The organism is Streptomyces sp. NPDC033178, from assembly GCF_055577685.1.
Map to the genome: position 1 here is coordinate 209,445 of NZ_JBVIPT010000017.1, position 12,537 is coordinate 221,981.

Below are 12,537 nucleotides of genomic sequence, written 5' to 3' on the forward strand. Positions count from 1 at the left end.
GCCCTCCGCGCGGTTGCGGAGAACGGGGAGGAAAATCTTCGAACGCCAGAAGCCTCGATCGTCAGAAGCCTCGATTCAAGTGGTCCGGACCATCATCCGACCATGAAAGTCACACAGATCCTACAAACGATTCAACTTTCGACCAGAAAATTTCCGGCCAGGAGCCGTTCGCACCGCTGTGACGTGGCACGGAGGCGCGCACGACGGCACAGCGGCAGCCGCACCCGAGTCACCTTCCACCCAGCTCGGCCGCCACCAACTCGGCGATCTGGGCCGTGTTCAGCGCGGCCCCCTTGCGCAGATTGTCCCCGCAGACGAAGAGCTCCAGCGCCGTCGGATCGTCGAGCGCCCGCCGCACCCGGCCCACCCATGTGGGGTCCGTGCCCACCACGTCGACCGGTGTCGGGAACTCCCCCGCCGCCGGATTGTCGAAGAGCACGACGCCGGGTGCTGTGGCGAGGATCTCCCTCGCCCGGTCCACCGTCACCTCGCCCTGGAAGCGGGCGTGGACGGTCAGCGAGTGCGTGGTGACGACCGGCACACGTACGCAGGTGACGGCGACGGGCAGGTTCGGCAGTCCGAGGATCTTGCGGGACTCGTCCCGCACCTTCATCTCCTCCGAGGACCAGCCGTCCTCCCGCACGGTCCCGGCCCACGGCACCACGTTGAGCGCCACCGGCTCCGGGAAGGGGCCCGTGTTGTCGCCCACCGCCCTGCGTACGTCACCGGGGGTCGTCCCCAGTTCCGTACCGGCGACGAGCGACAGCTGCTGGCGCAGGGTGTCGACACCGCGGCGCCCGGCCCCGCTCACCGCCTGGTACGAGGAGACCACCAGCTCGCGCAGACCGAACTCGGCGTGCAGCGCGCCCAGGGCCACGATCATGGAGAGGGTCGTGCAGTTCGGGTTCGCGATGATGCCGCGCGGCCGGACCCGGGCGGCGTGCGGATTGACCTCGGGCACCACCAGCGGCACCTCGGGGTCCATCCGGAAGGCGCCGGAGTTGTCGACGACGATCGCGCCCTTGGACGCGGCCAGCGGCGCCCAGCGCTCGGCGACCTCGTCGGGTACGTCGAACATGGCGACGTCGACCCCGTCGAAGGCCTCCTCCGTCAGGGCCACCACCTCGACCTCCTCGCCGCGCACGGCCAGCTTGCGGCCGGCCGAGCGCGAGGAGGCGATGAGGCGGATCTCGCCCCAGATGTCCGCGTGCTGGGACAGGATCTGGAGCATGACGGTGCCGACGGCCCCGGTCGCTCCCACGACCGCGAGCGTCGGCCCTACGGACCCGGGTCGCACGGTCCCGGGTCCCACAGTCCTGGCCATCAGCGGCCGGTGCCTCCGTAGACGACGGCCTCGTCGCTGTCGGAGTCGAGCCCGAAGGCGCTGTGCACGGCGCGCACGGCCTCGTTGACGTCGTCCTGGCGGGTCACCACCGAGATGCGGATCTCGGAGGTCGAGATCAGCTCGATGTTGACGCCCGCGTCGGACAGCGCCTGGAAGAACGAGGCGGTGACGCCCGGGTTGGTCTTCATCCCGGCGCCGACCAGGGAGATCTTGCCGATCTGGTCGTCGTAGCGCAGCGAGTCGAAGCCGATCGCGGTCTTCGCCTTCTCCAGTGCCTCGATGGCCTTGTGGCCCTCGGTCTTGGGGAGGGTGAAGGAGATGTCGGTGAGGCCCGTGGAGGCCGCCGACACGTTCTGCACGATCATGTCGATGTTGATCTGGGCGTCCGCGATGGCGCGGAAGATGACCGCGGCCTCGCCCGGCTTGTCCGGGACGCCGACGACCGTGATCTTGGCTTCGGAGATGTCGTGCGCGACTCCGGAGATGATGGCGTGCTCCACCTGCGCGTCCCCTTGCGGATTCTCGTTGCTGACCCAGGTGCCCGGCAGTCCGGAGAAGGACGAGCGGACGTGGATCGGGATGTTGTAACGGCGTGCGTACTCGACGCAGCGGTGCAGCAGCACCTTGGAGCCGGAGGCGGCGAGCTCCAGCATGTCCTCGGAGGAGATCCAGTCGATCTTCCGGGCCTTCTTCACCACGCGCGGGTCGGCGGTGAACACACCGTCGACGTCCGTGTAGATCTCGCAGACCTCGGCGTCGAGGGCGGCGGCAAGGGCGACGGCGGTCGTGTCGGACCCGCCGCGTCCCAGCGTGGTGATGTCCTTCTTGTCCTGGCTCACGCCCTGGAACCCGGCGACGATGGCGATGTTGCCCTCGTCCAGCGCGGTCCTGATGCGGCCGGGCGTGACATCGATGATGCGCGCTTTGTTGTGGACGGAGTCGGTGATCACGCCTGCCTGGCTGCCGGTGAAGCTCTGGGCCTCGTGGCCCAGGTTTTTGATCGCCATCGCCAAAAGGGCCATGGAGATCCGCTCTCCCGCGGTCAGCAGCATGTCGAACTCACGCCCGGCAGGGATCGGGGATACCTGCTCGGCGAGATCGATCAGCTCATCCGTCGTGTCACCCATCGCCGACACCACGACAACGACCTGATGGCCGTTCTTCTTGGCGTCGACGATCCGCTTGGCGACACGCTTGATGCCCTCGGCATCGGCTACGGAGGAGCCTCCGTACTTCTGCACGACAAGGCCCACGTGCGCTCCTCGCTCAATCCGTCTCGTACCGCACGACTGCGGTCGGCTCAGTCTAACGAGCGGCCGAATTCCACCCCGGCGATATCGCATCGTGAGATGTCCCGCTCACGAGTTGATCACCCTGGTCCGTCCGGCTTTCGGTCGTCCGATCGGTCGGCGTCCGTCGGCCGGCCCTCCGGCCGCTCCAGGACCGCATCTGCCCTGCCCGGGAGCACCTCACTCGGAAAGTGCGCCGCGTCACACTCACGAGCCGTCACGTTAAATTTCAAGCATTAGGGTTCCGCTTGTGCGCGTACTCCTGGTGGAAGACGACGAGCCGGTAGCCCAGTCGCTCCGGCGCGGGCTGCTGCGTTACGGCTTCGAGGTGGCCTGGGTCGCCACGGGCGGTGACGCCCTGGCCCACGAGGACCCGTACGACGTCGTGCTGCTCGATCTCGGGCTGCCCGACACCGACGGTCTGGACGTCTGCAAGGCGCTGCGCGGGCGCGGTGACGTGCCGATCATCGTCATCAGCGCGCGCAGCGACGAGACGGACCGGGTGGTCGGCCTGGAGCTCGGCGCCGACGACTACGTCACCAAGCCCTTCGGGGTGCGCGAGGTCATCGCGCGGATAAGGGCGGTGATGCGGCGCGCCCAGCCGCGTACGGCAGCCGAGGCCGCGGCGGCGGGACCCGACCGATACGGGTCGCGGCTGACGATCGACCGCAAGGCGGCCCGCGTCCGGCTGGACGGCGAGGAGGTCGCCCTCGCGCCCAAGGAGTACGACCTGCTGGCCTTCCTCACCGAGGAACCGGGCGCGCTGATGTCGCGCGAACAGATCATGGAAGCGGTCTGGGACGCGAACTGGTTCGGGCCGACCAAGACGCTGGACGTCCATGTGGCGGCGCTGCGGCGGAAGCTCGCGGGCGCGATCACGATCGAGGCGGTCCGCGGGGTCGGCTTCCGCCTGGAGATCGACAAGGACGGAGACCAGGGCGACGACGGCGCGAGCGGCGGCAGCGGAAGCAGCGGCGGCAAGGGTGAAGCCGCCTCATGATCCGGCAGCTGATCGTCAGTTACGTACTTCTGGTGGCGGTCGCGCTGGCCGCCTTCACCGTGCCGGTGGCCTTCACGCTGACCGCGCAACTGCGCGGGGACACCGAGGAGTCGGTGGAACGCGAGGCCACCACGATGGCGCTGCTGCTGGGCGAGGGGGACGCGTCCTCGCGGCAGGCGCTCGTGCGGATGGCCGGTGCCTACTCCCAGGACACCCCCGGCACCGTCCAGGTGACCGACTCCAGCGGCACGGCGGTGGCCTCGCTCCCTCTCCCCGCGGACGACAGGGCGATCACGCAAGCGCTGAAGGAGCGCAGGACGACGGTCGACTGGGGTTCCTCCTTCGTCTGGGGGCGGCACCTGGTGGTGACCGTGCCCGCCGAGTCGGCGGAGGACAAGGACCGGATCGTGGGCGCGGTACGCATCAAGTACGCGACCTCCGACCTCAGCAGCCGGCTGTGGAGCATCTGGGGCTTCCGGGCCATACTCGCGGTCAGCGTGCTGGCCGTGGCCGCCTTCATCGGCGCCTTCGTGGCCCGCCGCCTCACCCGCCCGCTGCGCCAGCTCAACGACATGGCGACCCGGTTCAGCGACGGCGACCTCACGGCCCGCTCACCCGTGACGGGCCCGCACGAGACCCAGCAGCTGGCCCGCACGCTCAACTCGGCCGGTGAACGCCTCGACAGCCTGGTCGCCGCCCAGCGGATCTTCGTCGCCGACGCCTCCCACCAGCTGCGTACGCCGCTGACGGCACTGCGCCTGTCCCTGGACAACATCGCGGACGGGACCGACGACGAGTTCGTACGGGAGGACGTGGAGCAGGCCACCTCCGAGGTGGTCCGGATGAGCCGCCTGGTGAACGGGCTGCTGGTGCTCGCGCGCGCGGAGGCGAAGGTGTCCGCCGCCGAAGCGCTGTCGCTGCTCGACGTGATCGAGGAGCGCTTCTCGGTGTGGAGGCCGGCCGCCGACGAGCGCGGGGTCACCATCGCTCTGGGGGGAGTTGCCGGCGGCCGGCCGCTTGTGCTGGCCAGTCCGGGCCACCTTGACCAGGTCCTGGACAACGTTCTGTCGAATGCGCTGGAGGTCTCGCCGGACGGCGGGACGATCACCGTGGAGGTGTCGTCCCACCCCGACGAGGTGGTGATGTCGGTGCTGGACCAGGGGCCCGGCATGTCAGACGCGGACAAGTCCCGCGCCTTCGACCGCTTCTGGCGCGGCCAGGGCCTGACGGGCCGGGCCGGCTCGGGGCTCGGCCTGGCCATCGTCAAGCAGCTGGTCACCGATGACGGCGGTGCGGTGGTGCTGCGGGACGCCCCTGGTGGGGGGCTGTGCGTCCGGTTCAGCTTGCGGCGGGCAGCACCGAGGAGTGGTGGTTGACGATCAGCCACTTGCCGCCGCGCTTCTCGTACTCGTACGTGTAGCGGGCCTCGACGTCCTTCTTCTCACCGGTCTTCGGGTCGGTGAGCTGGAAGACGTACAGTCCGGCGTCGATCGCCGAGTTGCTGTCCAGGACGTTGATCACGGACCTGATCTTCGTGCCCTTGGGCTTGTTCAGCAGGAAGTGGTCGAAGTAGTCGACGATCCCGGCGCGGTCCGTGCGGATGACGGGTGAGGCGGTGGGGAGGAGTACGGCGTCCTTGGCGTATCTGTCGGCGACCTTCTTCGAGTCCCCGGTCTGCAGGGCCTTGTTCCAACCGTCGAACAGCGCGGCGATCTGCTTCTTGGTCGGCTTCGCGGCCTGGCTCGCCGCGGGCTTCGACCTGTGCTCCGGGGCGGCCTGGCTGACGCCGACGGTGACGGCTCCGGCGGCTACCAGGGCGACGGTGACGATCGCTGCGCGGGACCGTATGTGACGCTTCATCACAACTCCTGTGTGGTGGGGTGGACTTGCTCCCCTGGGGGAGTGATCCAACCTTCGCTTCACACCGGTTAGGCCCCGTGCAGCGCAGATGCAGCGCACGGACAACGTTCGTACAAAACAGCGAAGCCCCAGGTCCCGGGGAGGGTTTGTCCATGGCAGGTGGCTGGGAAGCCGGCTTGTTGCTCGGCGGCATCGTGCTGCTCGGTTCCTGTGTGCAGTGGCTCACCGGCATGGGCTTCGCGCTCGTCGCCGTGCCCGCGCTGGTGCTGCTGCTCGGCCCGGCACAGGGCGTCGTCCTCGCCAACTGCGTCTCGGGCGCCATCTGCCTGGTCGGCCTCGCGGGCGGCCTGCGCGAGGTCCGGCTGCGCGCGATGGTGCCGCTGTGCGCCGCGGCGGCCTGCACGGTCCCACTGGGCACCTGGCTGGCCCGCCGACTCCCCGAGCCCGTCCTGCTGGCTTCCATGGGCGCCCTGGTGACGGTCGCCGTCCTCCTGGTGATGCGGGGCGCCCGGGTACCCGCCCTGCGCGGAGGCGGCGGTGCGGTGGCCGCGGGCGCGGTGGGCGGTTTCATGAACTCGGCGGCGGGCGTCGGCGGCCCACCGATATCCCTGTACGCGGTCAACGCGGGCTGGACAGTAAGGGAGTTCGTGCCGAACGCGCTGTTCTACGGGGTGGTGGTGAACGCGTTCTCCATCGCCGCGAACGGCGTGCCACAACTCAGCGCGCCTGTATGGGCGTTGGTGGTGGCGGGGATGGTGCTGGGCGGCTCGACCGGCAGGTGGCTCGCGGGGCGAGTGCCGGAGACACAGGCCCGCCTGCTGATGCTGCTGCTGGCGTTGGTGGGCGGGCTCACGACTTTGGGGAAGGGGTTGTGGGGCCTGTAACCCCCGGCCAGGAAGTGCACTCGCTGAAGTGCACAGAGCGACTTCGTACCCCCAGAGGTTGATCGCCTCGCGCTCGTACTCCACAGGGCGAACGTCACCGGAGAGCCCGCCGCGGTGACGTTCGCCCTGTGGGTTCGGGAGGAGGCCGCCGGGAAGAGGAGCAGCTCCGCGGGATGAAGGGGACCGGTGCGCTACGGGCGGTACCACCACTGATCGGCGAATTCCGAATGGCAGTCGAACTGGAATGCCCTTGAGCCGTTGGCGGTTCCCTGTACGACGAGGCACTTCCCGCTGTTCACGTTCTGCAACATCATGTAATTGCCGGTGGTATCGATGACGGGCCACCAGTACTGGTCCACGAAGGAAGCGCAGTCGAACTGGAATCCCTGCGAACCGTTATTCGATCCCTGGACGACCAGGCACTTGCCGCTGTTGTAGTTGCGGATCCGAAAGGCTGTGTATCCGCCGTGCGTGCCCACGGATTCGAGCTGCCAGTACTGGTCTATGAAGGACGCGCAGTCGGTCTGGAATGCCGGCGCGCCGTTGTTCGGCCCCTGTGCGACGAGGCACTTGCGACTGTTGTAGTTGGCGATGCGCAGGTACGCGGCGGCCGAGACGTCGCCCGCTTCCACCCGGCCGCTGACTACGGGAACGTCGCCGCCTTCCTCTGTTGTCGCGGCGTGAGCGGTCGGTGCCGTGAGCGACAGCGCCAGGGCGAGTATCCCGATCAGTACCCAAAGGGACTTCAGGCGATGGGGTTGCTCTGCTGAAGACAGAATGGCTCTTTGATGCGACACGTTCTCTCCCTCTTTCGCGTCGTGTCTCAGATGGCGCGCAGGTGGCTCCAGGTGAGCGGGCCGACGATGCCGTCCGCCCCGATGCCCATGGCTCGCTGGAATTCCAGCACCCAGGCCAACGTCTCGGGGCCGAAGATGCCGTCGACCGGCAAGGGGTCGCCGTCGACGATCCAGTAGTTGAGGATGCACTGCAGTTCGCGCACCGCGTCGCCCCTGCTGCCTTGCCTCAGTGGTGGGGGCGTTCCCCAGTAGTAGCCGCAGTAGTACTGCGGTCCCGCCACGGTCTGTGCGTCCGACGGCGCGGCCTGCGCGGCGGAGGGTGCGATGGCCAGAACGCCCCCCGCCATGACGGCGGCGGTGGCAAGGGCTGCGATTCGGCGACGGATGGTCATGGAAATGTTCCCCCTTCGTGGTGCCGCCGGTATGCCCCCTCCGCCGTGGAGGGGGCACATATGGGCGCGTACGGGCGGTACTTCGTGGCTCAGACGGCGCGCAGCCGACCCCACGTCTCCGGGCCGACGATGCCGTCGACGCCGATGTTCTGGACGTCCTGGAAGACCCTCACCCAGGCTTCGGTCTGCGCGCCGAAGATGCCGTCGACCACCAGGGGGTCCTGGCCGACCACCCAGACGTTGATGATGCACTGAATCTCGCGCACCGCGTTGCCCGTGCTGCCGCGCCGCTGGGTCGCGCTGCCGTTGTAGTAGCCGCAGTAGTACTGCGGTCCCGCCACGGTCTGTGTGTCCGACGGCGCGGCCTGCGCGGCGGAGGGTGCGATGGCCAGAACGCCCCCCGCCATGACGGCGGCGGTGGCAAGGGCTGCGATTCGGCGACGGATGGTCATGGAAATGTTCCCCCTTCGATATGGGTCGGTACGTCCAACCGATTGCTGTGTCTCGGCTCGGTTTCCGCACAAGGAGTCTGTGGACCCGCAGGAAACCGGGGCAACGTCGGACGGCTGTTCCGAACAGCTCGTACAGGGTCCGGGCCGATCACGGACGTGTCCGGATTTCTGTTCCGGACACAGCCCGCAACGCGACCGGCGACGGACGGCAGGTGTCCGGAACCCGTGTTGCCAAGGGGCTTGACCGGAGTCACCATGACTCCCATGGGGGACCACGGGGGAATGGCGCCTCATGAGGCGCCGGATGCGGCTGCATTCGTCGCCTCGTTGCGGCGGTTGAAGGAATCGTCCGGGCTGACCTACCGGCAGTTGGAGGCACGGGCATCCGATCGTGGTGCCGTGCTGGCGCACAGCACCCTGGCCGGCGCGCTGAATCGCGTGTCGCTGCCGCGCGCCGAACTCGTGTCGGCCTTCCTGCACGCCTGTGGCTGCTCGGCGGAGGAACGCGGGGCCTGGCTGGCCGTGCACCGGCGGCTCGACGGGGGCCGTGTTCCCTCCCGGCCACCCGGTCCCGCTGCGCCGCCCCCACCGCCTGTCGCGCCACCACAGCACCCGACGAGTCCTGCGCACTCCCCGCGCCTCCCAGCCGTCCCTGCTCAACTGCCCGCGGACTCACCGGTGTTCACGGGCCGCCACACGGAACTCGACCAGCTTCTCCTCCTCAGACCCGATGGACCCGACAGGCCCGATGGACCCGACAGACCCGGCCAGGACTCGGCGGCGCCGACGATCGCCGCAATCGACGGCATGGCGGGCGTCGGAAAGACCGCTCTCGCGCTCCACGTCGCGCACCGGCTCGCTCCCGACTTACCCGACGGCCAGCTCTTCGTCGATCTGCACGGCTACACGCAGGGCGTCGAACCCATGGACCCCGCCCTCGCGTTGGAGGGCCTGCTGCGTGCCCTCGGAATCCCGAGCGAACACATCCCACCCGGCCGCGACGAGCGCGCCGCGCTCTACCGCACCCGGCTCGCCGGCACGCGCACCCTGATCGTGCTGGACAACACGGGCAGCGAGGACCAGGTCACACCTCTGCTGCCGGGTGCGCCAGGCTGTCTGGTCCTGATCACCAGCCGTCGGCGCCTCCTCGGCCTCCCCGACGCCCGGCACGTCTCGTTGGACGTCCTGCCGCCCGCCGACGCGATCGCCCTGTTCACCCGCCCGCTCGGCGCCACGCGGCTCGCCGCCGAACCGCCCCGGCGCCTCACCGAGGTGGTCGAGTTGTGCGGACGACTCCCGCTGGCCCTGCGCATCGCCGCCGCCCGGCTCAACTCCCGGCCTGCCTGGACCCTGAGCGACCTCGCCGAGCGGCTCGCGCATCACCCCGACCGGTCCGGTGAACCGCAGGACGCCCGACGCAGCGTGAACGCCGCGCTGGATCTGTCGTACCGGCACCTCACTCCCGGACAGCGGCGCACCTACCGGCTGTTGAGCCTGCAACCCGGCGTCGACACCGACGCCCATGCCGCATCCGCTCTCGCCGACGCCGATGTGCCGCAGACCGTCCGGGTACTCGACGGCCTCGTCGATTCCCACCTGCTCACCGAACCCGCCCCGGGCCGCTACCGCTTCCACGATCTCGTCCGTGTCCACGCCACGATCACGGCCGCCGCGGAGGACCGCGAGACGGAACGTGACGCCGCACTCACGCGCCTCTTCGACCACTATGCCCACACCGCGTCGGTCGCGATGGACGCCGTGTACCCGCACGAATCCGACGAGCGGCCCGACACCCCGTCGACCGGCACGCCCGTCCCCGGCTTCGGCGCTCCCCAGCAGGCGGAGACCTGGCTGAACGACGAACTGGACAACCTGGTCGCCGCCGCCCATGCGGCCACGCACCGCCAACCGCGCCACACCCTGCACCAGTCGGTCACCCTGCACGGCCACCTCCGCGCCCGCGGCCGTTACGGCGATGCCGTCGCCCTCCATGAAAGCGCCATGGACGTCACCTCCACCGCGGCCACCGCCCCGGACACGCTGAACCACATCGGCGAGGTCCACTACATGCTCGGCCGGAACAACGAGGCCCTGCAGTGCTTCGAGCAGGCGCTAGACCTCGCCCGCGCCACGGGCGACCGCGACGGCGAGCTGCACGCGCTGTCCGGCTTCGGCTACACGCAGCGCATGCTCGGCCGCTACGAGGAGGCCGGGGACCATTTCGCGCGAGGCCTGGACCTCGCCTGCGCCACGGGCAACGGCAAGGCCGAACTGTTCGCTCTCATCGGCTCCGGGCAGTCCCATCTCGTCCTCGGCCGGTACGAGGACGCCGCGCGCTGTCTCAAGCAGGCGCTCGACCTGGCCTGTGCCGCGGCCGACCGCAGGAGCGAACTGTGGGTGCAGATCGGCCTGGGAGACCTCTGCCGGAGTCGGGACGGTCACCAGGAGGCCGCGGAGTACTACGGGCGAGCGATGCGGCTCGCCCGTGCCACAGGTGAGCACGACGGCGAGATCGAGGCCGGCTTCGGGCTGGGCCGGTGCCATCATGTCCTCGGCCGCCGACAGGACGCTCTCGCCTGCTACCGCACGGCACTCACCATCGGGACCGAACTGAGCCACCCCGACGACCAGGTCCGCGCCCACGACGGCCTGGCCCACGCCTGCCAGGCACTCGGTCACCGCGACCAGGCGCGCGAGCACTGGCGCACCGCCCTGGAGATCCTCACCAGGCGCGGCACCGACCACACCTGGGACCCGCGGGTGACCTCCATCGCGCTCCGCACCAACCTGGGTGTTCACTCCTCGGTTCGCTCCGGGGACCGGACGTTGTAGGAAAGGACGGCTCCGTCGCCGTGCTGCCTGGCGATGACGTCTTTTCGCGTGGCCGCCCGGCCGGACGCCGCCTGGGCGTTTCCGGCCGACCGACGTCACGGGAGCGGTGAACACCTCCGGCCCCGAGCGCCTCCGCATACGTACGCGTCGTCTCCAGGCAGTGCTCCCCGAGCGGGCGCCCCGGCACGGGACCGCTTTCCGTCAGGGCGAGGTCGCGGGGCATGTCGACGTGAAACGTGTGCGCCCCCACCGACCCGGCGTTACTTGACCTCGCGCAGGCCCAGCGGGCCCGCGATCTCCTCCGCCATCACCTTGCCGGCCGCCTCCGCGAGGGCGTCCTCGCTGAGGTCCTGGTCGGTGTCGAGGCCGTCCAGTTCCTCCAGGGGCTGGTTCAGGCGGACATGGGCGACCAGGGACTGGAGGGCGCGCAGGGTGGCCGAGGCGGTGGAGCCCCAGTTGGAGAAGTACGAGAACTGCCACCACCACATGGCCTCGGTGGTGCGGCCCGCCCGGTAGTGGGCCATGCCGTGACGGAGGTCCGTCATGACGTCGGCCAGGTCGTCCGAGATACGGGCCGGGACCGGGGGCTTGCGGGGCTCGTACGGGTCGAAGACCTCGGAGTAGACGTCGACCGGGTCGAGCATCTCCGCGAGGCGCTCGCGGATGTCGTCGACGTCCGGCTCGGGGCCCAGGTCGGGCTCGTAGCGCTCGTCGGGGACGATGTCCTCGTGCGCGCCCAGGCGGCCGCCGGCCAGCAGGAGCTGGGAGACCTCCAGGAGGAGGAAGGGGACCGCCGAGTCCGGCTCGTCGCCCTTCGCGACCTCTGTGACCGCTACGAGGAAGCTCTCCACCTGGTCCGCGATCTGGACCGCGAAGTCGTCGGGGTCCTGCCCCGTCGCGTGCAGCGTGGCGTCAGACATCTAGAAGCCGGCCTTCCTCAAGGACTTCGACAAGGACGTCGAGAAGAGCTTCGTCCCGTGCGTCTCGTGCATCTCGTGCGTCTACTACTCGTTCAGACATCCAGCAGCCGCCTTCCCTCGAAGGCGCGCCCCAGAGTGACCTCGTCGGCGTACTCGAGGTCACCGCCCACCGGCAGCCCGCTGGCGAGGCGGGTGACCCTGAGGCCCATGGGCTTGATCATGCGGGCGAGGTACGTGGCCGTGGCCTCGCCCTCCAGGTTCGGGTCCGTGGCCAGGATGAGCTCCGTGACCGTGCCGTCCGCCAGGCGCGCGAGCAGCTCTCTTATGCGCAGGTCGTCGGGGCCCACGCCCTCGATCGGGCTGATCGCGCCGCCCAGGACGTGGTACTTGCCCCGGAACTCACGCGTCCGCTCGATGGCGACGACGTCCTTGGGCTCCTCGACCACGCAGATGACCGTGAGGTCGCGGCGGGGGTCGCGGCAGATGTTGCACAGCTCCTCCTGCGCCACGTTCCCGCAGGTGGCGCAGAAGCGGACCTTCGCCTTGACCTCCATCAGGCACTGAGCGAGACGGCGTACGTCCGTCGGCTCGGCCTGGAGGATGTGGAAGGCGATCCGCTGCGCGCTCTTGGGACCGACGCCGGGCAGCCGCCCCAGTTCGTCGATGAGGTCCTGGACCACGCCTTCGTACACGGATTGCCTTCCTGTTCCTGCTCGTTGCGCCGCTCGTTCTACCGCTCGTTCGCTGCTCGCTCAGTACGTACCGT

12 protein-coding genes are annotated in these 12,537 nt (G+C 69.5%); 4 read left to right on the forward strand and 8 right to left on the reverse strand.

Annotated features, from left to right (window positions below; translation table 11 throughout):
• Window positions 1–229: 229 nt before the first annotated feature.
• The gene (locus ACZ5VQ_RS35800; RefSeq protein ID WP_469108570.1) at window positions 230–1,324 is read right to left on the reverse strand and encodes an aspartate-semialdehyde dehydrogenase; all 1,095 of its coding nucleotides are present in this window, start codon (window positions 1,322–1,324) and stop codon (window positions 230–232) included.
• Window positions 1,324–2,598, reverse strand: a complete 1,275-nt coding sequence (locus tag ACZ5VQ_RS35805; protein ID WP_200397355.1) for an aspartate kinase — start codon at window positions 2,596–2,598, stop codon at window positions 1,324–1,326. The genes ACZ5VQ_RS35800 and ACZ5VQ_RS35805 overlap by 1 nt, the downstream gene beginning before the upstream one ends.
• Before the next feature lie 286 nt (window positions 2,599–2,884).
• On the opposite strand from ACZ5VQ_RS35805, the gene ACZ5VQ_RS35810 reads away from it, so the two are divergent.
• On the forward strand, window positions 2,885–3,634 hold the full coding sequence (locus tag ACZ5VQ_RS35810) for a response regulator transcription factor (RefSeq protein ID WP_469108571.1): 750 nt from the start codon (window positions 2,885–2,887) through the stop codon (window positions 3,632–3,634).
• Window positions 3,631–5,010: a sensor histidine kinase gene (locus ACZ5VQ_RS35815; protein WP_469108572.1), complete on the forward strand. Its 1,380-nt coding sequence runs from the start codon at window positions 3,631–3,633 to the stop codon at window positions 5,008–5,010. The genes ACZ5VQ_RS35810 and ACZ5VQ_RS35815 overlap by 4 nt, the downstream gene beginning before the upstream one ends.
• Here the strand turns inward: ACZ5VQ_RS35815 and ACZ5VQ_RS35820 are convergent.
• Window positions 4,973–5,494 (reverse strand): SgcJ/EcaC family oxidoreductase, encoded by a 522-nt coding sequence (locus tag ACZ5VQ_RS35820; RefSeq protein ID WP_469108573.1) that lies wholly within the window; start codon window positions 5,492–5,494, stop codon window positions 4,973–4,975. The two genes, ACZ5VQ_RS35815 and ACZ5VQ_RS35820, sit on opposite strands and share 38 nt — an antisense overlap.
• A gap of 152 nt (window positions 5,495–5,646) precedes the next feature.
• Here ACZ5VQ_RS35820 and ACZ5VQ_RS35825 point away from each other — a divergent pair, with 152 nt between their 5' ends.
• Window positions 5,647–6,378 (forward strand): sulfite exporter TauE/SafE family protein, encoded by a 732-nt coding sequence (locus ACZ5VQ_RS35825; protein ID WP_469108574.1) that lies wholly within the window; start codon window positions 5,647–5,649, stop codon window positions 6,376–6,378.
• Window positions 6,379–6,569: 191 nt separating this feature from the next.
• Here the strand turns inward: ACZ5VQ_RS35825 and ACZ5VQ_RS35830 are convergent, their stop codons facing one another.
• The 3 genes from ACZ5VQ_RS35830 to ACZ5VQ_RS35840 form a co-directional block, all read right to left on the reverse strand.
• The gene (locus ACZ5VQ_RS35830; RefSeq protein WP_469108575.1) at window positions 6,570–7,175 is read right to left on the reverse strand and encodes an RICIN domain-containing protein; all 606 of its coding nucleotides are present in this window, start codon (window positions 7,173–7,175) and stop codon (window positions 6,570–6,572) included.
• Between the two features lie 26 nt (window positions 7,176–7,201).
• Window positions 7,202–7,567 carry a peptidoglycan-binding domain-containing protein gene (locus ACZ5VQ_RS35835; protein ID WP_469108576.1) on the reverse strand — a complete coding sequence of 122 codons (366 nt, stop codon included), beginning with the start codon at window positions 7,565–7,567 and terminating at the stop codon, window positions 7,202–7,204.
• An 89-nt stretch (window positions 7,568–7,656) separates the two neighbouring features.
• Window positions 7,657–8,019, reverse strand: a complete 363-nt coding sequence (locus ACZ5VQ_RS35840) for a peptidoglycan-binding domain-containing protein (protein ID WP_469108577.1) — start codon at window positions 8,017–8,019, stop codon at window positions 7,657–7,659.
• A gap of 264 nt (window positions 8,020–8,283) precedes the next feature.
• On the opposite strand from ACZ5VQ_RS35840, the gene ACZ5VQ_RS35845 reads away from it, so the two are divergent.
• A complete protein-coding gene (locus ACZ5VQ_RS35845; RefSeq protein ID WP_469108578.1) occupies window positions 8,284–10,851 on the forward strand; it encodes an ATP-binding protein in 2,568 nt (855 codons plus the stop codon).
• Between the two features lie 260 nt (window positions 10,852–11,111).
• On the opposite strand, the gene ACZ5VQ_RS35850 is transcribed toward ACZ5VQ_RS35845, so the two are convergent.
• A complete protein-coding gene (locus tag ACZ5VQ_RS35850; RefSeq protein ID WP_362087138.1) occupies window positions 11,112–11,771 on the reverse strand; it encodes a DUF5063 domain-containing protein in 660 nt (219 codons plus the stop codon).
• Window positions 11,772–11,863: 92 nt separating this feature from the next.
• Complete coding sequence (gene recR / locus ACZ5VQ_RS35855; RefSeq protein WP_055613476.1) at window positions 11,864–12,463, reverse strand: recombination mediator RecR; 600 nt, start codon at window positions 12,461–12,463, stop codon at window positions 11,864–11,866.
• Window positions 12,464–12,537: the final 74 nt, after the last annotated feature.